Source organism: Bacteroides sp. AM32-11AC, from assembly GCF_003603515.1.
GTDB lineage: Bacteria > Bacteroidota > Bacteroidia > Bacteroidales > Bacteroidaceae > Bacteroides > Bacteroides uniformis.
Window position 1 is genome coordinate 124,481 of the sequence record NZ_QTNH01000002.1, and the last position, 21,979, is coordinate 146,459.

A 21,979-nucleotide genomic window follows, 5' to 3' on the forward strand; every position below is an offset into this window, starting at 1 on the left:
CCTATTTTTGAAATAACAGATAATGCCAGAATGTGCCGGTATACAGAGTTTGCAGTATTTGCCGCCCATTCGGTTGTGATGTGTAAATCCGCATGAAATCTTTGCAATCCTGCATTACTTGCGGAGACAGTTTCCAAGGTATGTCCCGGAAATCCTTGTGAGTCTGTCCCCATATATATGCCAGCGCTTCCTGGTAACTGCGCGGAATGGGTTCATGATTGATATTTGCGTCTGAAGGATAGTAATTCATGAAGCCTTTCAGGTCGCGTTTTTGCAGTGTATATGCCAGCAGGTATTCAAGAGCCGTCCGGTTCTGCGGGTTTTGTTCATACAAGCGTGCCAGCAGGATATCCGTTTCGTGGCTTCCGGACAGGAAGTTCTCTGTATACCGCATTTGTCTCAACCGTCCCCATTCCGGGTGTGCGTCGATTTTCTCTTCATTGTATAGATAGGTCATCGTGTTTTTTGCCCAGTCTTTATAAAACAGTGTCTTGCTTAAAATACGCAGGTATTTGGCCGCCACTTCATACTGTCCGTTAATCAGGTTTGTTTCGGCCAGCCGTTTGAGGCAGCGCCCGCTTTTGCGGAAGTTGGGAATGGCTTCCATGGCTTCGAAGGCAAAACGCTGTGCGTCGTTAATCATCCCCAGATGGTATAATACTTCGCCCGTAGGAAGCGGAGTGACGAAGTTTCGCTGGAACTTGGCTATCAGGCCTTCCGTCCCATTCTGGTAGAACTCGAACATTCGGTTGCCCAGTTGTCCGGTCTTGCTCAGAGCCAGATTCAGGCAAGTTACGCTGAGCGGGGAAACCGGGGACTTGTTTTCCGCTTTTCCTATGATTTGGTTCCACTGCCGGTTTCTTGCCAATTGATTGTACTCCATTGCCTCTTCCTTATCAAAATTGCAGCTTGAAAGAATATAGGGATAACTTATTGCTACTAATGCCATGCTCTGTAAGGCCATATATAGAGATACATGCTTGTGCGTCCGGGGGAGCCGGGCCAGCAGATAGGGGAGCACGGTGAACAGAAGGATGATTGTCATTTCCATCCGGGGAATCACCGCAGGGAAACGGTAGTAGCCGAGAAATCCGCTTAGCTGGTAGATGGGGTTCTGCACTTGCATGCTTATCAATAGCGTGCAGGTGGCTTTCAATGCGAACATCCCTACCACGATTCCGATTCCTTGGAGGAATTTCCTTTTTTTGAAGCAGGTGTGCAGTTCGCTGATGATAATCCAGCCCATAAAGATGAGATGTGTTGCTCCCGCCATCCAAAGAAGGACAGGGAAACATACCAGCACGTACATCGCACGTTTCCATTTGGTGTGCAGGAAGGTGTAGAAATAGTTGGCAACCAATGTCATCAGCAGGGCCACCACAAACGACAACATGGCGTTTTCGTCACACATAAAGTGCCATACGGCTATTGCCGGTAGGAAACTCAACGGGTAATACACTTCCGGTGTTCCTTGTCTTTTTGCTAATTTCCATGTCAGGAGTTGCAGCCCTATGAACAAGAGTGCCAGCATAGTGGCACCCATCCACGTATGATAATAAAACTGCACCAGGAATTCGCTTATATAGTCGGCCATTCCGCCGGGGATGGCGATTCTTTCTTTCCAATATTCCATGTCGAACAAAAAAAGTTGGTATTGCTCGTGGTATTGGAGGTGGCCCGGATAGACTATCCTCCAGAACAGCCACACTGTTGTGCCCCAAAGGAGGGATAAGCCGGTTTTCCGGAGCTTCTGTGATAGTGGTTTCATATCAATGTATATTTGTTTTTTCACAAGCAGATTCCTCATTCTTGCTTGTTGATGGTGTTTTGATATTCTTTGGGCAGTTTGCCGAATTTGGCTTTGAAGCATTTGGCAAAGTAGGATGGGGCCATGAATCCTACGCGCAACATCACTTCGTTGATGCGCATGTTCTGGGCAAGCAGTTCGGCTGCCTGGTTGAGCCTGAAGTTCTTGATATAGATATTGGGAGCCATTCCGGTCAGCATTTTTAATTTCCGGTAGAAATTCGTGCGGCTCATATTCATGGCATCGGCCAGATTGTCTACGGAGAAACTTTCCTCGTCCAGATGTTTTGTAAGGGCAGTATCCACCTCTTTCATGAAGGTGATGTCGCATTCGGACTGAATATATTCCGATATAGGCGTTTCGTGTGTGGTTCCTGCCGAACGGAGCATCAGCTCGTGGAAGGCCAAACGCAATTTCAGCAGATTTTCTATCTGGTTGTGCAGTTGCTTGATGCTGAACGGCTTTTCCATATATACCTCCGCACCGTTCTCCATGCCTTCTGTCTTTGATTCCAGATTGGTCTTGGCTGTCAATAGGATGATGGGGATGTGTGAGTAAGTAAGGTTCGTCTTGATGTGGCGGCACATCTCTATACCGTCCATCTCGGGCATCATGACGTCGCTGACGATAACGTCTGTGGCATCATTCGTTTCAAGTTTTTCCAGCGCTTCCTTTCCGTTGCCGGCAGTATATACCTTATACCATTGTTCCAGTGCTTCCCGTATTTCATTCTGCAATTCGATGTTGTCTTCTACAATCAGCACGGTGTGGCGTTTGTTCTTTGTCTGGGGCAGGTCCGGTTCAAACCCTTCGCTTTCCGGATGGCTTTCCGTTTCCGGAAGTTTTTCCGTAGCTCTCTTCAGGGGTAGTGAGAGGATGAACGAACATCCGCTCGACGGCAGGTTCTCTACGGACAGAGTGCCTTGGTGGGATTCTGCCAGTGATTTGGAGAAAGCAAGTCCGATACCGGTTCCTGGCATTTGTTTTTTATCATCCGGTATTTGATAGAAGATTTGGAATATCTTTTCCTTTTGTCCTTCGGGAATCCGGGGACCGTCGTTGCTGACACAAATGACAATGTGCCCGTCAGATTCCTTCAGGCTCAGTTCAATCATTGATGCGGCATACTTCAGTGCATTGCTCATCAGGTTGACCATGATTTTACGGATGATGTCATTGTCAACTATGGCTTCCATTTCGGGTGCAGGTAGGCTGACGGAGAGCTCAAGGCCTTTGATGGATGCCGCATCTTTAAATTGTTCGGCGATGTCTTTTATGATTGCATTTATATCATGTCTTTTCAGGTCGAGCTTCATTTTTTTGTTCTCTATCTTTTGAAAATCAAGAAGCTGGTTGGTGATTTCGAGCAGATAGCTGACGTTTTTCTCAATCAGGGTGAGATGTTTGCCATGTTCCTCTATCTTCCCGTCGCGCAATTTCTCTAGTGGCAGGCATATCAGACTGAGTGGGGTACGTATTTCATGTACCAGATTGATGAAGAAACTTATCTTCTGTTTGTAGATTTCCTTGTCTTGTGTGATGCGGAAGTCTTCCATCATTTGATGGTACTTGCGTTTGACGTGCATCCTCCAGCGATAGGTGATATATCCGATGATGAAAAAGAGTGCCAGCGCATAAGTTATGTAGGCCGGTATGCTCAGCCACCACGGGGGAGTGATGATGATGCGCAGCGAAGCCGTCCGGTCGTTCCACAAGCCGTCATTATTGGCTCCTTTCACTTGGAATTCATATTCTCCGGGCGGCAGGTGAGTGTAGGACGCCGAGTGGCTGGAGGTATTGGCAATCCATTCTTTGTCGGCACCCTTCAGGCGGTATTTGTACTGGTTTTTAAGCGGCTCTTCATAGCTGAGGGCCACGAACCGTAGGGAAAAAGTGTTGTATTCGTACGGCAACCGTATTTCTTTCCGCATATAGAGTGCATTGCCAAAGTCGGTTTGTCCCTCCTTGTCGCTCATGTGGGGGAAGCCTATCTCCATGATGTATACGGGAGGAATATATGGATTGTTCTTAATGTCTTCGGGGGTCAGGATATTGAATCCGTTGATACCGCCGAAATAGAGTTTGTTGTCTGAAGAGAGCAGCGATGCCTTGGGCAGGAATTGATTGCTTTGCAGGCCATCGTTCATCGTGAACTGCCTGATATCTTTTCGGTTATCTTGGGGAATCTGGTAAATACCGTTATTGCTCGACACCCATAAATCTCCGTCGTGGTCTTGCCTGATGGCACATGCCATGTTGCCGGTCAGCGGTGTCCGGCTGCCGGGAAGAAGGGTTGAGAAATGTCCGGTTGCTTCGGAAAAACGGCATATGCCCGATTCATTGGTGCCGAACCACATCCGGTCGTCTTTGTCTTCGAACAGACTTGTGATGGAATTGCTGATAATGCTGTTGGTATTCTGATTTGTCTTTTTATAATGATTCCACACAGTGCTTTCCGCATTGAGGTTTATCATCTTGAAAACCCCGCTGTTTGAGGTGGCTATCCAGAGGTGTTGATGTGAATCTTCCAGAATGTCCGTTACCGCTGTCATTGCCCCCACTTGGATGATAGGCAGAAAATTGTCAGTTTCTGCACGGTATCGGCATAGGCCGATATTTGTGCCTACGTATATGGTTCCATCATGTCCTTGATACAGACTTAATACGTCGTTGCTGGGTATTGTATGTGGCGTTTGTTGTGAGTGGCGGTAGTTTTTCCATTTTCCGGTGTTCATGTTCAGTCTGTAGATGCCCTCTTTGTAAGTACCTATCCACAGATCTTCCTTGCTTGGCAGCAGGCAGCAGATGTCAGGCCGGTGTGGCGGCATGTTTTCAGGTCGGTATTCTTCGAGGTTCTTGCTGGCAGGGTCGAATATCCACAAGCCTTTATCGGTGCCCAGCCATATTTTCTTCTGATTGTCTTCATAGAAGGCTCTTATTTCAGTCCTTCCGGTTTCCGGTTGTGTGTTTGTGGTGGGAATGGTATAAAATTCAAAGCGTTTCAGCTGGTTGTTGATGATTTCCACTCCATTGTAGTTGGTCATTATCCAGAAGTTGCCCTCGTTGTCGCACATAAGGTCATTGATATGCGGTTGCTTGATGTTCAGGAAGCTGGTGGGCAGATTGATTTCTTCGAAGGTGCATTGTGGCAGTTGCAGGGCAAAAATTCCTTTGTCTGTTCCTATCAGCAGGCTTTTCTCTCTATACTTGATGAGGCAGAAGATGGTTCCGAACCGTTTTCCGTTTGTTTCATACACTTCGGTTTTTCCCAGCAGTTTCTGGTAGCAGTACAGCTTGCTGCCTTGGTTGAACCAGAGGTTGCCGCCGATACATTGCAGGAAGTTTATTCCGGTGCCTTCGGCAATTTCGGCCAAGGGGGTGTCGGCGGGTTTCCGGTTTCCGTCTTCATCATATATCATCAATCCTTTCTGGCGCGAAAGTACATAGACACGGCCGTCCTCGTCTTCGCAGATGTCGTTGATGAAGGAGTTCCATACGCAATCCTGTTTCATTGTGTTTGTTTGGGGATTGTAGATAAAGAGCCCTTGGCCTATGGTGGCTATCCACATGAGGCCGTTGTGTGTCTTGACTATTTTTCGTATTTCGCTGCTGATGATGACGCCGAATTGTGTGGTGATGTCGAAGTGTGAGAAATCATCCGAGGCATGGCGGTAGATATAGATGCCGTTTTCGGTTCCTACCCACAACTCTTGGTCTAGTTCTGCAAGTGTTTTTATGTGGCTGTTGCCCAAGGAGTGCTTATGGTTGCTGCTGCGGTATATCCGATTGTTGCAGCCGTCGTAGCGGTTCAGGCCGTTTTCCGTACCGATCCAGATGAAGCCGTAGCTGTCTTGCAGGCAACAAGTGGCGGTATTGTATGAAAGACCGTTTTCCACATTGAGCCTCCTTACCGATAATATTTCGGCAGCAGTGGCCGGATAACCGGATATTCCGATAAGAAAGCACAATATGAGAAACAGTCTTTTCATAGTGATGGCGAAAATAGAATTTATTTGAGAGAATTGCAAATTTCCAGGTTGATTTCCCTGATACGCTTTTCGTCCACTTTAATTACTTTACGGTCATACGTCATCAGGCCGTTCACTTCGATTTCTACGTCCGAGGTCTGTGTATATACCGCACCGGTGAAACCTTTCAGGGCGAGTTTCTTCAATTCTTGCGCATATTTCACGTATTCGTCGGTTACTTCTTTTGAGGTATTGAACCGGATATATCCCCAGTTGCGGTCGGCCTCCCATACGTGCCCTTTCACTACATAGCCTATACCGCCGTATTCTCCTATCACGTTGGCCCGTCGGGCATCATACAGAAACGGTTCGGGACCCGGATAGCTGTGTATGTCCAGCATGTCACCGCATGTATAATGGTTGCCACCGCTGGCAGCGTTCACCAGTCGGGTGCCGTCATATTGTTTGGTCAGGTTGGCTGTTTCTTCTGTTTTAAACTGTCCCCATCCCTCATTGAAGGGTACCCATACGCCGATGCAGGGGTAGGAGTAGAGGTAATCCATAATCTCTTTCCATTCCTTGAAGTAAATGGCTTCCGATTGCGGAGTGCGGGTCAGGTCGGCACCGGTGAAGTAGTCACGTTGGTTCCATTCGTGCATTTTGTCGCCGTTGGGCATGTCTTGCCATACGATGATGCCTATCCGGTCACAGTGTGCGTACCAGCGTGCGGGTTCCACTTTTACATGCTTGCGAATCATGTTGAAGCCGAAGTCTTTCGTCTTCTGTATGTCGTAAATCAGAGCCTCGTCCGTGGGGGCGGTATAGAGGCCGTCGGGCCACCAGCCCTGGTCCAGCGGGCCGAACTGGAACAGGTCGCGGTTGTTCAGTTGCATTCTCATCACACCGCTTGCGTCGCGCTTGGACGAGAACTTTCTCATGGCTGCATAGCTGTCCACCGCATCCGTTTCCGTGCTGTTTTGTTTCAGACGTACTTTGAGTGTATATAAGAAAGGTGTGTCGGGCGACCACAGCTTTACTTCTCCGGGTATGGTGATGTCTATGGCCTCCCCACGGATGGCTGCTCCCGAGGCTACAAGTTTGCCGTTGTCATATACTTCCGCTTCCAGACGGCATCCTTTTTTCCATTCGCCTTCACCGGTCCGGGCTTCAATCCGCAGCCGGTTGAGGTCGATGTCGGGTGTGATTTTCATAGAGGCTATATGGTTTTCGTTTACCGGTTCGAGCCACACAGTCTGCCAGATGCCTGAGACGGCTGTATACCAGATGCCTTGCGGGCGGTTGGCTTGTTTTCCTACGGGTTGCGGACCATTGTTGGTGGGGTCCCATACACGTACGGTCAGTTTGTTGCTTCCTTTTTGCAGTGCATCGGTGATGTCGAAGCAGAAAGGGGTATAACCGCCTTCGTGCTTGCCTACGCTGGTGTTGTTCACCCACACATGGGCTCTCCAGTCTACGGCACCGAAATGCAGCAGTACTCTTTTCCCTTTCCATCCGGCAGGTACTTCAAATTGCCGTGTATACCACAATTCCTGACTGTCTTCCAAGTGCACGCCTACTCCTGATAGCGATGATTCTACGGCGAAGGGCACCAATATCTCGCCGTCGTAGGTTTTCGGTTCTGCTTCTCCACACGGGCGGATGGCATAGTCCCACAGTCCGTTCAGGTTTTTCCATTCTTTTCGTTCCATCATCGGGCGCGGATATTCCGGCAGAACGTTGGCAGGGTCCAGTTTCTCTCCCCATTCCGTCTTTATTCTGTCGCCTGCCGGTTTCCATTGGGCGAGGGAGGGGGCTTGCAGGCCTAATGCCAAAGCACATGCTAACGCCAATTTTTTCATTCTCATAACAATCTGTTGTTTATAAATTATAGTTGTTTCCGTCTGTCGTGCGGAATTTGGGCAAAGGTGCTCCAATTCGTCTTTATGAAAGGATAAAAACTGACCAAAAAAGGCGAATTTTGTTTCAGCTGCTTTTTCTTAAGAATAAAATCCATTACTTTGCGATGGCTTTGGAAGATTTGGAGCCAAACGGAAATAGTCGCAGGATATTTCTGTTTGAGTATATATACCTTAAATTAAATGATTTCCGTATGATGAGAATCAAGTGTGCTTTTCTTTGTTTGCTTGTCGGGTGGTTCAGTTCCTGCCATTCGGGAAAGCGTTCTGAAAACGTGGACGGAGTAGACTCTTTGCAGTGCTATGTCAATCCTATTTCTACCGGTTTTCTGGGGTGTCATGTCTTGTTTCATCACGGTATGTATTATTGCATCCAGGGGTGGATGTCGGGTATATACCTGCGTGCGGCTGAGGATGCCACTTTGCTCAAGGAGAAAGAATTCAAGAATGTGTGGAGTTCTGCCGATCCTTCTGTCGGAAACATAGATGATGCCGAATTGCACTACATTGATTCCAAATGGTATGTTTATTTCACCGGGAATGACAATAACCTGGATAATCGTTGTATCTATGTGCTGGAGAATGATTCGCCCGATCCGCTGAAGGGTACGTTCAGGCTGAAAGGGCGCATTGACACCGATAAGGAGAATCATGTGGCCATGTTCTCTACGGTATTCCAGCAGGACGGCCGTTTGTATCTGGTGTGGTGCGGCTGGCCTTCCCGCAGGGTTTATGAAGAAAACCAGTGTATCTATATTGCCGAAATGGAGAATCCCTGGACTTTGTCTTCGGAGCGCGTGCTGATATCGAGGCCCGAATATGAGTGGGAGTGCCAGTGGGTAGGTATTGACGGCAACCGCACGGCTTATCCGATTTATGTGAATGAGTGTCCTCAGGTGTTCAGGTCGCTTCGTCAAGACAAGATTCTGCTCTATTATGCTGCCAGTGGCCGTTGGACCCCTTATTATTGTGAAGGCATGCTGATGGCCGATGCTTCTGCCGATTTGCTTGATTCCGCTTCATGGAAGAAGTGCCCGGTTCCGGTATTCAGCTCGAACACCACCGATAAACTCTATGCTCCCAGCATCGTCTGTTTCATACCCTCGCCGGACGAGACGGAGTATTACTATCTGTATAAGGTGCGTAAGGACTTGGAAGATATGTTCATTTCTTTAGAGAAGTATGAAGTCTGTATGCAGAAGGTGGAGTGGGACAAAGACGGTATTCCGATACTGGGATGTCCGCAAAGGCAGGATACGCTGTTGCGCAAGCCGTCGGGGACGCCACATGCGAATGATGATTGAAATCGGCACGGAAGTTGCCTTATGGATGCGGAAATTCTCCTTTTTCGGTCGGAATTTCTTCTTTTTTCCATGGAAAATGCCCTTATTTTGCATCCGGCAGTTGCGTGTGCTTCTGCTGTGAGTATGAATCTTAAAAAAATATGGTATTGATGAAAAACATGGTATTGCTTTTGTGCATCTTGTTTCTCTGTTCATGGGCGGAAGCCGATGCGCAGGGTTTTCACCTCCAGCCCACTCCGCAGAAATATGTGGGAAGTGAGGATTCTGTTTTTATCCCTGCAAGATATAGTTTGCAGGTAGGAGCCACTTTGCGGGGAAGTGCGGCGGAGCAGTTGTTGGCCGGTCTTTTTCCGGATGCTGCGGTGACTGCCGATTTTTCCGTTTGTATCGGTATGAAGGGGGATAAGTCTGTGAGGAAGTATGCTGCACGTATCCCTAAACAGGCAGAGGGTTATTATCTGAAGATAGACAAGGAAGGTATTGTTGTTGCCGGTGCCGACCGTAGAGGGGTTTTTTACGGTGTGCAGACGCTGGTCCAACTGATTGCATTGCCCAAACTGCCGTTGGTGGAGGTGACGGATTATCCCGACGTACCCTACCGTGGTGTGGTGGAAGGTTTCTATGGCGTTCCCTGGAGCCGGGAAGCACGCTTGTCGCAGCTTGATTTCTATGGGCGCAACAAGATGAATATCTATATTTACGGTCCTAAGGACGACCCTTACCACAGTTCGCCCAACTGGCGCAAGCCCTATCCTGCTCAGGAAGCCGAACAGCTGAAAGAACTGGTGGAATGTGCGCGGCGGAACGAAGTGCTTTTCTATTGGGCTATCCATCCGGGAAAGGACATTCGCTGGAATACGGAAGACCGTGATTTGTTGATGGAAAAGTTCGAAAGCATGTATCGTTTGGGGATAAGGGCCTTTGCCGTTTTCTTTGATGATATTTCCGGCGAAGGGACATCGGCGGAGAAGCAGGTGGAGCTGTTGAATGATATTTATCATAACTTCGTCAAAGTGAAAGGGGATGTTGCTCCGTTGCTGATGTGTCCTACGGAGTACAACCGTCTGTGGACTAAGCTCGAGGGAGGTTATCTCGCGACGCTGGGCGGCAAGCTTCATCCGGACATAGGCATCTTGTGGACGGGCGATAAAGTGGTGGCTTGTATTGATAAGCCTACGATGCAGTTTGTCAATCCGCTGTTGAAGCGCAAAGCATTCATTTGGTGGAATTTCCCCGTGTCCGACTATGTGCGCGACCGCCTTTTGCTGGGGGCTGTCTATGGCAATGGGACAGATATCGATGACGATATAAGTGCTTTTATATCCAACCCTATGGAACATGCCGAGGCTTCAAAAATCGCCCTTTTCAGTATAGCCGATTATGCTTGGAACATGGATGCCTACAAGAGTGATGCATCGTGGAGAAGAGCTGTCCGGTACCTGATGCCCGGCCATGCCGCAGCTCTTCAGGTCTTTGCCTCACACAATTCCGACCTTGGCGGGAACGAACATGATTTCCGTCGTGAAGAGTCAGAACAGATTCGTCCTGCTTTGGAACGGTTGCTGGATGCTTATTGCCGCGAAGGAAAGCGGGAGGTCGCCGCTGCATCGGCTGTAACCGAGGAATGCGAACGTATGATTGCTTCTGCCGACCTGCTGCTGGCTTCCGATGAAAATCCGGCATTAATCAAGGAAATAACCCCTTGGCTGATGCAGTTTAAGTTGCTGGGTGAATATGGAAGAGAAGTGCTGTGCATGTTGGCGGCACAGTGTGACGGCAAAAAGACGGAACTGGAGAAAGCCGCTTCTCATGCCAAGGCCCTCCAGGTATTGATGAAGAAAATAGACGCCACTTACAACCAGAACGGATTCCAGCCGGGTGTAAAGACCGGAAGCTGCCATCTGAAACCTGCTTTCGACCGGTTGTATCAGGAGGTGGTTCAACGTACCGGTAAATAGGGGGTGTCTTTTAATCCCGTTTTCGGATTGCTTTTTTAGTAAAATGCAAACGATAGCCTGCCTTTAAGTTTCGCAAGCCCGACTTCTTATGTTGACAAGGTATTCGTAGTCTGCTACGGAAGTGAGCTTGTGAAACTTGAGTAAACCAAATGGAATAAAAGCGTTTTTTTTATTCTTCACTTCCTTCACCTTTTCCTTCAATCCCTCTATTCATAGGCTTTTCCGGTGAAACCGGTTTAATTCTGTGTTCGCTCTCGCGTTTATGTTTCGGGAGTTGTCAATTGCCGGCGGCGAACTTCACTGTAACCGATTTGCAGCATCATTGCAAATTGGTTGCAGCGCTACTGCAAGTTAGTTGCAGCGCTACTGCAAGTTAGTTGCAGCGCCACTGCAAAACTGTTGCAGTGTTACTGCAAAACTATTGCAGAATTTTGCAGTAATTATCTGTTGATTTATACATAGTTATATTATAGTGAAACAGATTTGAACTGCAGATGTTTTTGGAGTTGTCGGGAATTGGAAGTGCGAAGAAAAGAGGTTTCATCGGGAAAGCGGCATAGGGTAAAACCGGTTTCACCGGAAAAGCTTGTGGATAGGCAGGTTGAGGGAAAAGGTGAAGGTGGTGAAGGATGAAAACAAACTGTTCAAAACGCATGAATGAGCGGATATTTGCCTTTTTTGAAGAGCAATTATCCTTTTTTAATCTTTTTTGCAGGTAAGTTTGCAGCAAAATTTTTTTAATTAATTCTTAAATACATTCGTATTATGAAAAAGCATGAAACGCTTTTGGTAAGCACAATCCTGAACGGAACATACCGTGGCCGCCGTTTTCTCCAGATGGTGGGAATGGTAGGTCTGTTCTCATTCGGTTCGGTTCAGGGCTTACACGCAGAAGCCGTAAATCCTCCAGCAGATGGAACGGAAGTTGTACAACAAAAAAGAAATGTGACTGGAGTGGTGAAAGACAAGACCGGTGAACCGGTCATTGGTGCCAACGTGATAGTGAAAGGCACTACGTCGGGTGTGATAACGGATATAGACGGACGCTTTACGATTTCTGCCGGAGCAGGGCAGGTGATAGAGGTGTCGTTTATCGGTTTCAAGACCTACGCTTTTCCGGTAGACTCGAAGTCGGAATATACCGTCGTTCTTCAGGACGATGCCGAGTTGCTGGAAGAAGTGGTGGTTGTGGGATATGGTTCACAATTGAAGCGCTCGGTGACGGGTGCCATCTCTTCCGTAAAGTCCGAGGAGCTTGAAGCGCCCAATGCGGTGAGTGCCGACAATCTGCTGCAAGGCAAGGTGGCCGGTCTTACCATTACGCAAAACTCTGCACAGCCCGGTGCGGGAATGAGCGTGAACATTCGTGGAAACCTTTCGCCCAACGGTTCGAATTCTCCGCTTTACGTCATTGACGGGGTAGTGATAAGCAGCACTGGAAACAAGGCTTCCAACGGAGGTCCCAACCAGCTGAGCTTGCGCGACGGTGCCGACCGAAGTCCGCTCGCTACGTTGAATCCCAATGACATCCTTTCCATCGATGTGATGAAGGATGCCAGTGCTGCCGCCATTTACGGTTCGTCTGCTGCCAACGGTGTGATTCTGATTACCACCAAGAAAGGACAGGCCGGAAAGCCCCGCATCTCTTACAATGGCTCTTTTTCAGTGCAGGGGCTGAGCAAATATTATGACGTACTCAATGCTCAGGAATACATGACCAACGTCAACCTTTCCAGAATGGAGCAGTTCCTCTATCGCGGCAACTACTTCCCTTACGGTACGGAACCGGCTCCCGCTTCGGGGTGGGCAGAGGCATTTACGGCCGAGGAAATACGCAATGCGCAGACTTACGACCATGTGGACGAGATTACGCGTACCGGACTTATCCATAATCACAATGTGGCTATCAATGCCGGTTCGGAGAAGTTCAGGCTTTATGCTTCGTTCAACTACTACGACCAGAATTCCATTCTGAAGGTCAGTGACATGAAACGTTTCAGCGGCCGTCTCAACTTTGAGGCCAACTTCAATAAGAACGTCAAGCTGAGCGTGGCAAGCATGTACTCCCATTTGTCGGCAAACAATCCGTCGGCGGGAGATGCGGGTACCCATTCGAATGCCAATGAGGCGGTGCAGACCAACGCTGCCATTTACTTCCCGTCGAACATGCCGCTATACGATGAAAACGGAAATACGACCACTTCCATCTCTCCGCTGACGCCTAATCCGGCCGTTTGGTTCCACATCAAGAACCAGACTGTGACAAAGCGCCTGATGTTCTCGCCCAATCTGGAAGTGAAATTCCTGCCGTGGCTCAAGGCAAACGTGCAGTTGAGCGTGGACAAGACAGACGAGAACCGCGAGATTTTCGGCTCATCTAAGGCTAAGTTGCCGGCACAGATAGAAAAGAACTACGGTGGTTTCTCCGATTCGTTCAACGACAACTACGGAATAGAAGAATACCTGACTTTCGACAAGGACATCGCCAAGAATCATCACCTGAATGCAGTGGTGGGTACGGGATACTACATCACCACTTCCAAGGCGCACAACGTGATGGGCTACAACTTTCCTACGGATGTGTACGAGAATAACAACATCGGCTCTACGGCCGACCTTGAAAGAAGCAATCTGGGCTCGTGGAAGACCTGGCGCAACAAGCTCTCTTTCTTCGGCCGTTTGAACTATACCTTCAAGAACCGCTATATACTGGGCGTTACGCTCCGTAACGACGGCTCTTCCGTATTTGCCGACAACCACAAGTGGGGATGGTTTCCCGGTGCTTCCGCTGCATGGATTATCTCTGAGGAGAAATTCATGAAAGACTTTAACGCTTTGAGCTTCCTGAAGTTGAGAGCCGGTTACGGTACATCCGGTAACGAAAGCATCCTGACCGGCGGTACTTATTCGCTGACTACGTATGGCAATGCCATTAACGGTGACTATTACTACTTCGGTGGAGTTTATCATAAGGGTATCATTCAGAAACAGCAAGGTAATCCGGATTTGAAGTGGGAAACGGACATTACCATAAATGCCGGACTCGACTTCGGTTTCTTCGATGACCGCTTGACCGGTAGTGTGGACTACTACGTGCGTACAGCCAAGGATTTGCTCAATTTCACTCCGCTTCCCGTGACCGGTATGGTGACGAATATTGCCAAGAATGTAGGTTCTACCCGAAGCCAAGGTATTGAGGTGTCATTGAAAGGTACCCTCATCGATAAGAAAGACTGGACGCTGACGGCGTATGCCAATATGGCGCATAACCGTTCCAAGTGGGTGGAACGTAATCCGGAAGTGGCTATCAGCCCATGGCTGAAGGAAAAAGATGACCTTAGTCCGATTTACGGCTGGAAAACCAATGGGATTTTCCACTCTTTGGAAGAGGTGCAAGCCTATACTTCGAATGGCAAGGTGCTCCAGCCGGATGCCAAACCGGGTAATCTGAGGTATGTGGACGTAAACGGAGACGGCGTGATGGATGATAATGACATCGTGAAATTGGGTACGTGGGATCCGAAGGCCAATTTCGGTCTGGGTGCCAGCCTGCGCTTCAAAAACTGGATGCTGGATATTGACACGTATGGTGTATTGGGCAGAAAATCACACGATGCATGGCACTTCAGAGGCATCGGCGACGATAACACCAGTGTACGCGTAAAGGACAGATGGACTTCCTACAATCCTACCGGCTGGTATCCCGGTATTGCACAAGATGTGACGGGCGGAAACAATAAGACCGGCATGCACGACTTTACACTGAAGAACGTACATTTCTGGCGCTTCAAGGATATCAAGCTGACCTATATGCTGCCTGAGAAATTCCTGAAGAGAAATAAGATTGCTTCGGATGCTTCTGTATTCGTGGATTTGCAGAACACGCTGATGCTGACCAACTACGATGGTCTGGATCCGGAAATGGGAACCAACTTTGCACCGTTCCCCATTCCGTTTACAGTCGTATTGGGTGTTAACATTAATTTCTAAACTAAAAATACCAAGAAGAGATGAAAACAAAAAAGATAATCAGTTGGGCGGTTGCCTTGTGCATGGGTGTGATGCTCCATTCATGCGACTTGGACCAAAAAGTATTTTCGAGCCTGACAAATGCAAACTTTCCGCAAACGGTAGAAGATATTGATGCGTTGGTGGTAGGGATGTATGCTAATTTCAAGGCCAATTCAGGCGGTATGTGGGACGATTCAAACGGTGGCTGGGCCATGCCTATCTATGCGGCAGGCGATGGCTGGTGGGCTTATTCGGAATTTACTTCGGACGAATGCCGCCATCAGGGCAACCGCTTATACGATTTCAACTGGGCAGGTGCCTGGGACACGTTCATGACTTATACCATTAGCCGTAACATTACGCGATGCACCTTCATTCTCGACCAGCTGGAGAAGGTGGGTGGTCTGCCCGAAGCGGCAAAGGCTACCAAGATAGCCGAGGCGAAGACATTGCGTGCATGGCTGATGTTCTGTTTCTATGACTTGTACGGTCCGGTATCTTGTGTACTCGAACCGGAAGAATTGAGCAATATCGGTTATACGCCACGTCCCACGAAAGAGACCTATTTCAACCGGATGGTGAGCGATTTGCAGGAATCGCTTCCATACCTCTATGACAAGACCAACGGTACGGGCAATTGGGGGCGTGTGAACAAGGGGCTTGCCACCATGCTGCTGATGAAGGCATATATGAATGACCATCAGTATGACAAGGCTTTGCCTTATGCCGAGAGTATGAAGACGATGGGCTACAAACTGTCTGATGATTATAAGGATATCTTTATCAATGAAATGAACGATGAGACGGTGTGGGCTGTTCCGAGTGGCGAGCTTGCCGGCAATGAATATTTCTTCTATGCTTTCCCGCCCAACTGTATCACCTTTGGAAAGGACTTTGAATATAAATCCGGTGCAAACCGTTGGGGAGGTTACCTGATGCCGTGGGAGTTCTACGATACGTACGACAAGGCAGATGCACGCTTGGAGGTGATATTTGACTCTTACAAGAGCGCAGACGGCACGCTTTATACCCGTCCCGGGGGAGGTGGCGCAAGTGATGACCGTATCCAGCAGGGGGCTGTTCCGGTGAAATATCTGTGTAACGACTCCGAGAAGTATTCCAATGGCAATACGCATATCGTGGCTTTCCGTTATGCGGACGTACTCCTCTCTCTGGCCGAAATAGAGAACGAGCTGAACGGACCTACGGACAAGGCACTGGGCTATCTGAAACAGATTACCGACCGTGTGGGCGTCACGCATACCATTCCGGCAGATATACAATCCAGCAAGGAGAAGTTTAAAGAATTCCTGCTGATGGAAAGAGGGCGCGAGCTCTTTATGGAAGGCTGGCGCCGTCAGGACCTGATACGCTTCGGTAAATACATTGAGTTTGCCAGAAATCGCGGATGTACCGCAGCCAAGGACCACATGGTATTGTTCCCCATTCCACCGAAGGTGATTACCGAGTCGGGCGGTGTGATTGAACAAAACCCCGGATATTGATAAAGCAGGATGATGATTGGATGCAAACACTAAGAATCTCCTTCCGTATTCTGTTCTCCGGAAAAGATTGCGGGGGGAGATTTGTCTTTTTTTATGCACTTCGTCTTTTTGGGGAATAAGGTATAAAAAGATTACAAGATGGATTGTTTTCAGGCAAGGTCGTATAATGAGGGTACCTCAGTCGTATACTTAGGGTATCTCACTATACGACTGAGATACCCTAAGTATACGACTGAGATAGGATGATCCGTAAATGGTTGATGCTTAGCTGTTTGCGGAATGTTGGATTGCGTGTATATAAATTCGGACAAAAAATACTGTTTGCACTTGCATGTTTTTTATGGATATTATCAAAATATGGATATACGATGAATTATAGAGTATTGTTGTTAGGACTGTGTGCCTGGGGCTCTTTGCCGGTTTTGGGGCAGGAGAGCAGGGTAGAGGACATCCGCATTGGCGGTTTTGTAGGCGGACGCATTCATACCTGCATCGAGCAGCGGGTGAAATCGCAGGATGTGGAGCATCTGGTAGAGCCTTTCCGTCATCGCGGGGAGACAAGCCTGTGGCAGTCCGAATTCTTTGGCAAGTGGCTGCTGGGGGCCATTTCGTCTTACGAGTATTGCAAGGACCCTGCGTTGCTGGAGCAGATAAAGACTGGCGTGCGGAGTTTCATGCAGACCCAGACTCCGGAAGGCTACATAGGTAACTACAGCCCCGAAGCCCGGCTGACCAACTGGGACATCTGGGGCAGGAAATATTCGGCACTTGCCTTGGTGGCATACTATCGCCTGACCGGCGACAAGGCGGCATTGCAGACCGCTATGCGTTCGGTGGATTACCTGATGAAGCAGTTGCACGAACAGCACATCGACATTGCCCGTACCGGCAATTACTTTGGTATGGCAAGTTGTTCCATTCTGGAACCGGTGGTCTATCTGTATGACATTACCCGCGAGAGACGTTACCTCGACTTTGCCAAAAGCATCGTGGCGGGCATCGAGCGGGAGGGCAGTTCGCAACTCATAGCCAAAGCGCTGAAAGATGTGCCGGTATCGCAACGTTCGGCTTATCCGGCATCGTGGTGGTCGTTCGAAAACGGGCAGAAGGCTTACGAGATGATGTCCTGCTACGAAGGTCTGATAGAACTGGGGCGTGTGCTGGACGACCCTCTTTACAAGGAAGCCGCCGAGCGTACGGCCGGGAGTATCCGGCGCGACGAGATAAACATTGCCGGTTCGGGTGCGGCCTTCGAGTGCTGGTATGGAGGCAAGGACAAGCAGACTCTGCCGGCTTATCATACGATGGAGACTTGCGTGACGTTCACCTACATGCAGTTCTGCAGCCGTTTGTGGCGCGACACGGGCAATCCGCTCTACGTCGAGGAGTTTGAACGGACGATGTACAATGCCTTGTTCGCCTCGATGAAACACGACGGAGGACAGATTTCCAAGTACAGTCCGTTGGAAGGACGCAGACAGCCGGGTGAGGAGCAATGCGGCATGCACATCAACTGCTGCAACGCCAATGGTCCCCGGGGATTCGCCCTGATTCCGAAGATGGCGGTGGCGACAAAAGAAGACGGTGTATTCCTCAATCTCTATGTGCCGATGGAAGCTACGGTGAAGACGGGCAGGAAAAATGCAGTGGCCCTGAAAGTAGAGACCGGTTATCCCGTAAACGGAAAGGTAAGCATCGGAGTGGAACCGCAGAGGGACGAACGCTTTAAACTCTCCTTGCGCATCCCTTCGCAGGTAGACGGGGCGAAGGCCTTTGTCAACGGGCAAGAGCAGGAAGTGCTGCACCGGGGCGGTTATCTCTGCCTGGACCGTATGTGGAAGCGGGGCGATGAAGTGACATTGGAATTCGACCTTCAAACCAAAGTAGTGAAGAATCATAACCACCAGGCAGTGGTGCGCGGTCCGCTGGTATTTGCCCGCGACAGCCGTTTCGACGACGGCGATGTGGATGAGTGTGCCGTCATCCGGAGCGATGAGCGGGGTGTGGTGCAGGCCGCAGTACACGAAAATATGTCCGGCTCATTTGCCTGGATTACGTTGGAAGTTCCCGCTGTGCTGGGCACCGACCTGGAAGATGCCGCCAACAAGACGGCCAAGCCCGTGCGCTTCTGTGACTTTGCCTCTGCGGGCAACGACTGGGCCCCGAAAGGCCGCTACAAGGTATGGATTCCGCAAACCCTGCACATGATGACGGAACCTTACCGGAAATATTGATGGAAAAACAGGTAGAAATTCCTTTATAGAGATAAAATATGAGCTATAACAAGAAAATGAATCTGTGCATCGGCCTTCTGCTGGTTCTTCTGACGGCTTGCCAGGGAGCGAAAAAGGAAGTAGAGACACAAACACCCCGCATATCGGTCAGTGAGTATACCATGTTGCATGAGGTAGTAAAGATAAAGCTGGACAACGTTGCTCCGGACATGGAGATGACGGTGGATTTCGGAGACGGAACCGTGGAAACGGGCAGGAACGACGGACTCCTGACGCACGCCTATGCCAAGGAGGGGGATTACACCATCAAGGCGCAGACGGCAACCGGAACATTGACTGCCGGTATACATGTCTGCGACTTGCCGGCGCTCAGCGTTGCCATGCGGCGGTTCAAAGACCCCTCGTACAAGAAGGTGTGGGTCATGGCCCACCGGGCGCATACGCAGGACAAGACCATTCCCGAGAATTCTCTCAGTGCGATAGAGGCTGCCGTGGCCGCCGGCGCTGAAATTCTGGAGTGCGACGTCAGGCATACAAAAGATGGTGTTCTCGTGGTATGTCACGACGAGACCATCGACGCCACTACCACCGGACAAGGCCGGATTGCCGACATGACCTATGACGAAATCCTGCAGTACAACCTGAAAGACCGTGCCGGAAAACCCACCGATGAGAAGATGCCCACATTGGAAGAGTATCTGACCGCCGTACGCGGACGGGCGTATGTAGACATCGACAAATGTACCGGACAAGGTATCTTCGGGAAAGTGGCGGACGTGGTGTGCCGGACGGGTATGATGGAAGCCGTATTCTTCTACAGTGGCGTGGAAGAGGGTACCCGTGAGGTGCTCGGTGTGGTGGAGGATGCCAACGTCTATCCTTGGGTAGGAGGGCACAAGTTGCTGGAGGGATTGCCGCGTACGTTCTTCGTACAGACATCGTATGCCACCGAAGGCAGAAGCCCCTCTTTGGGCGATTCGGTAGAGTTGGGCATGATTCCCTCCGTCTGCCTGCTGTGGGTGCTCGACCAGGCCATACCCGAATATGCACTGGATGACAGGCAACTTGACGAACTGTTTGACATATTTCCCACTGTGAGGATGATTCAGACGGACGTGCCTGCCGAGTTGATTGCAGCCTTGGAGAAGAAGGGATTAAGATGAAAAATCAATAGGTGTTTTGAAATATATGAAGAAGATACTGTTTTTGTGCTTCGGGCTTGTGGTCAGCGTTTCATTGACGGCGCAATTACCCGAAAGGAATGCCGACAACCTGAAAAAATACAAAGCGATATGTCGGCAGCATATTTATAAGAATATGAAGGGCATGTACCGGCAACCGGTCGGTGCATTGAAGTATCCTTTCCTTGTGCCCGGCAGCGGGCAGTATGCCAACCAGTTGTGGGACTGGGATTCATGGCTGAGCGACATAGCCCTGCGGCAAATCATCGTGGAAAACGGCACCAGTGACGACCGTGAGGAACTGATTGCCTACGAGAAAGGCTGTATTCTCAACTTCCTCAGCTATGGCGGAGGCGACGGGTGGATTCCCATTTGCATCTTTGACAATACGGAAGAGCGCTGGCAGTTGCTGCAGAAAATCAATCCCTGGAAGACCAATATGCACAAACCCGTCCTGGCGCAGCATGCTGCTTTTGTAGTGGAGCAGACGGGCGGTGATGCCGAATGGCTGCGTGAGGGGTTTTATAACTTGCAGACGTTTGTGGGCAAGTACCTCAATTACCATCGCCACAAGGCCACCGGATTGCTCTATTGGGAAAACGATGAAATGATTGGCGTGGACAATGACCCGAGTACCTTCTACCGTCCTCACGGAAGCTCGGGCTCCATCTTCCTCAATGCCTTGATGTATAGGGAACTGCTTGCCATGGCTTATCTGGCAAGACAGCTCCGCATGCCCGATCTGGAAAATCGGTTCACCCGCGAAGCGGAGGAACTGAAAGAAGATATCCGCAAGCATTGCTGGGACCCTCGCGACGGCTTCTACTACAGTGTAGACCTTAACCTGCTTCCGGTGGAAAAGCCCGCTACGCCGGGCTTTCATTACCACACCGGACAACCCCGTACTTACGACTGCCTGATACAACGTTTCAGTGTGTGGAGCGGCTTCATGGCGTTGTGGGCCGGAATTGCCACTCCCGAGCAGGCGCGCGAAATCGTGGAACGGCAATATCGCGATTCCCGTTTGTTCAATGCGGCGGCAGGTGTGCGTTCCCTTTCTCCATTGGAGAAAATGTACGACGTGCGTGCCAGCGGCAATCCTTCTTCCTGGCAAGGACCGGTATGGATATGCGTCAACTACTTTGTTTTCCGGGGACTGCTCCGCTACGGCTATACGGAAGATGCCCGGGAGTTGGCGGAGAAGACCGTGTTGCTGCTGGGACGCGACTATGAGCGTTTCGGTGCGTTGCACGAATATTACATGCCCGACAACGGCGAGCCCATCCTCAACAAGGGCTTCCAGAACTGGAACTTGCTGGTGCTGAACATGGCTGCCTGGCTGGACGGTAAAGAGACGGTGAATGAATTTTAATTTTTATCAAGCAAGAGTATGAAACATTTGTTACTGGCCTGTATCATGGCCGTAATCTGTCTTCCCGCTTCGGGAGAAAACAATAAGAAGTCTAAACCGGGCGGCGCTTCCCTTAAAGTGCTTTGCCTGGGAAATTCCATTACACGGCATGAATATAAGGCTGATATCGAATGGTTCTCGGAGTGGGGCATGGCAGCTTCGAAGGAAGAGAACGACTATTGCCACCAGTTGCAGAAGCTGCTCTGCGCAGAACATCCCGGCACGGTGGTTACCCCGCTCAACATCGCTTACTGGGAACGCAATCTGACGTGCGATATTGATTCATTGATAGGTTCGGCTGTTCGCGGCAAAGACCTTGTCGTGATTCGTCTGGGTGAGAATGTGCAGGATAAGCAGGCGTTCCGTCCGGGCATTCTCCGCCTGGTGGAATATTGCAAACAGAAAGCGGGCAGGGTGGTCATCACCGGTTGCTTTTGGGAAGATGCCGAGAAGGAGCGTGCCATTATTCATGCCGCCCGTACCCACGGTATTTCCTTTATTCCGATTGACTGGATAGACCGTCTGTATGATTCGCGTCCCAAGGTGGGCGATACCCTCTATGATGTGGAAGGAAAGCCTTATACCGTGACCAAGGAGTTTATTATTGCCCACCCTGACGACCGAGGCATGCGAAAGATAGCCGAGGCGATATTCGACACTTTGCGATGATGCTTTCTTGAATGT

General features: G+C 49.7%; 11 protein-coding genes. 8 read left to right on the forward strand and 3 right to left on the reverse strand.

Annotated features, from left to right (window positions below; all coding sequences use genetic code 11):
• Position 1: 1 nt before the first annotated feature.
• The 3 genes from DW800_RS02445 to DW800_RS02455 are packed head-to-tail and all read right to left on the reverse strand — an operon-like array spanning position 2 to position 7,634.
• Positions 2 to 1,768, reverse strand: coding sequence for a DUF6057 family protein (locus DW800_RS02445; RefSeq protein ID WP_016272760.1), 1,767 nt, complete (start codon positions 1,766 to 1,768; stop codon positions 2 to 4).
• A 35-nt stretch (positions 1,769 to 1,803) separates the two neighbouring features.
• A complete protein-coding gene (locus DW800_RS02450; protein ID WP_064774941.1) occupies positions 1,804 to 5,796 on the reverse strand; it encodes a hybrid sensor histidine kinase/response regulator transcription factor in 3,993 nt (1,330 codons plus the stop codon).
• Positions 5,797 to 5,816: 20 nt separating this feature from the next.
• The gene (locus DW800_RS02455) at positions 5,817 to 7,634 is read right to left on the reverse strand and encodes a glycoside hydrolase family 2 protein (RefSeq protein WP_035457718.1); all 1,818 of its coding nucleotides are present in this window, start codon (positions 7,632 to 7,634) and stop codon (positions 5,817 to 5,819) included.
• A gap of 251 nt (positions 7,635 to 7,885) precedes the next feature.
• On the opposite strand from DW800_RS02455, the gene DW800_RS02460 reads away from it, so the two are divergent.
• From DW800_RS02460 to DW800_RS02500, 8 genes are all read left to right on the forward strand, one after another.
• The gene (locus tag DW800_RS02460) at positions 7,886 to 8,995 is read left to right on the forward strand and encodes a glycoside hydrolase family 43 protein (protein ID WP_016272757.1); all 1,110 of its coding nucleotides are present in this window, start codon (positions 7,886 to 7,888) and stop codon (positions 8,993 to 8,995) included.
• Positions 8,996 to 9,135: 140 nt separating this feature from the next.
• Entirely contained in the window at positions 9,136 to 10,953 is a 1,818-nt protein-coding gene (locus DW800_RS02465) for a beta-N-acetylhexosaminidase family protein (protein WP_227224268.1), read from the forward strand.
• Between the two features lie 765 nt (positions 10,954 to 11,718).
• A complete protein-coding gene (locus tag DW800_RS02475) occupies positions 11,719 to 14,943 on the forward strand; it encodes a SusC/RagA family TonB-linked outer membrane protein (protein WP_057281706.1) in 3,225 nt (1,074 codons plus the stop codon).
• A 20-nt stretch (positions 14,944 to 14,963) separates the two neighbouring features.
• Positions 14,964 to 16,469 carry a RagB/SusD family nutrient uptake outer membrane protein gene (locus DW800_RS02480; RefSeq protein ID WP_016272753.1) on the forward strand — a complete coding sequence of 502 codons (1,506 nt, stop codon included), beginning with the start codon at positions 14,964 to 14,966 and terminating at the stop codon, positions 16,467 to 16,469.
• 368 nt (positions 16,470 to 16,837) lie between these two features.
• Positions 16,838 to 18,703, forward strand: a complete 1,866-nt coding sequence (locus DW800_RS02485) for a beta-L-arabinofuranosidase domain-containing protein (protein WP_057281707.1) — start codon at positions 16,838 to 16,840, stop codon at positions 18,701 to 18,703.
• 38 nt (positions 18,704 to 18,741) lie between these two features.
• The gene (locus DW800_RS02490; protein WP_044467517.1) at positions 18,742 to 19,866 is read left to right on the forward strand and encodes a glycerophosphodiester phosphodiesterase family protein; all 1,125 of its coding nucleotides are present in this window, start codon (positions 18,742 to 18,744) and stop codon (positions 19,864 to 19,866) included.
• A 25-nt stretch (positions 19,867 to 19,891) separates the two neighbouring features.
• Positions 19,892 to 21,256, forward strand: coding sequence for an MGH1-like glycoside hydrolase domain-containing protein (locus DW800_RS02495; RefSeq protein ID WP_057281735.1), 1,365 nt, complete (start codon positions 19,892 to 19,894; stop codon positions 21,254 to 21,256).
• Positions 21,257 to 21,274: 18 nt separating this feature from the next.
• A complete protein-coding gene (locus DW800_RS02500) occupies positions 21,275 to 21,964 on the forward strand; it encodes an SGNH/GDSL hydrolase family protein (RefSeq protein WP_057281708.1) in 690 nt (229 codons plus the stop codon).
• Positions 21,965 to 21,979 lie beyond the last annotated feature (15 nt).

Excerpts from the sequence above, each read along its gene's own strand:
- DW800_RS02465 (WP_227224268.1), top strand. The coding sequence starts at position 9,136 with ATGGTATTGATGAAAAACATGGTATTGCTTTTGTGCATCTTGTTTCTC.
- DW800_RS02480 (WP_016272753.1), top strand. The coding sequence starts at position 14,964 with ATGAAAACAAAAAAGATAATCAGTTGGGCGGTTGCCTTGTGCATGGGT.
- DW800_RS02475 (WP_057281706.1), top strand. The coding sequence starts at position 11,719 with ATGAAAAAGCATGAAACGCTTTTGGTAAGCACAATCCTGAACGGAACA.
- DW800_RS02450 (WP_064774941.1), bottom strand. The coding sequence starts at position 5,796 with ATGAAAAGACTGTTTCTCATATTGTGCTTTCTTATCGGAATATCCGGT.
- DW800_RS02455 (WP_035457718.1), bottom strand. The coding sequence starts at position 7,634 with ATGAAAAAATTGGCGTTAGCATGTGCTTTGGCATTAGGCCTGCAAGCC.
- DW800_RS02485 (WP_057281707.1), top strand. The coding sequence starts at position 16,838 with ATGAATTATAGAGTATTGTTGTTAGGACTGTGTGCCTGGGGCTCTTTG.
- DW800_RS02445 (WP_016272760.1), bottom strand. The coding sequence starts at position 1,768 with ATGAAACCACTATCACAGAAGCTCCGGAAAACCGGCTTATCCCTCCTT.
- DW800_RS02490 (WP_044467517.1), top strand. The coding sequence starts at position 18,742 with ATGAGCTATAACAAGAAAATGAATCTGTGCATCGGCCTTCTGCTGGTT.
- DW800_RS02500 (WP_057281708.1), top strand. The coding sequence starts at position 21,275 with ATGAAACATTTGTTACTGGCCTGTATCATGGCCGTAATCTGTCTTCCC.
- DW800_RS02460 (WP_016272757.1), top strand. The coding sequence starts at position 7,886 with ATGATGAGAATCAAGTGTGCTTTTCTTTGTTTGCTTGTCGGGTGGTTC.
- DW800_RS02495 (WP_057281735.1), top strand. The coding sequence starts at position 19,892 with ATGAAGAAGATACTGTTTTTGTGCTTCGGGCTTGTGGTCAGCGTTTCA.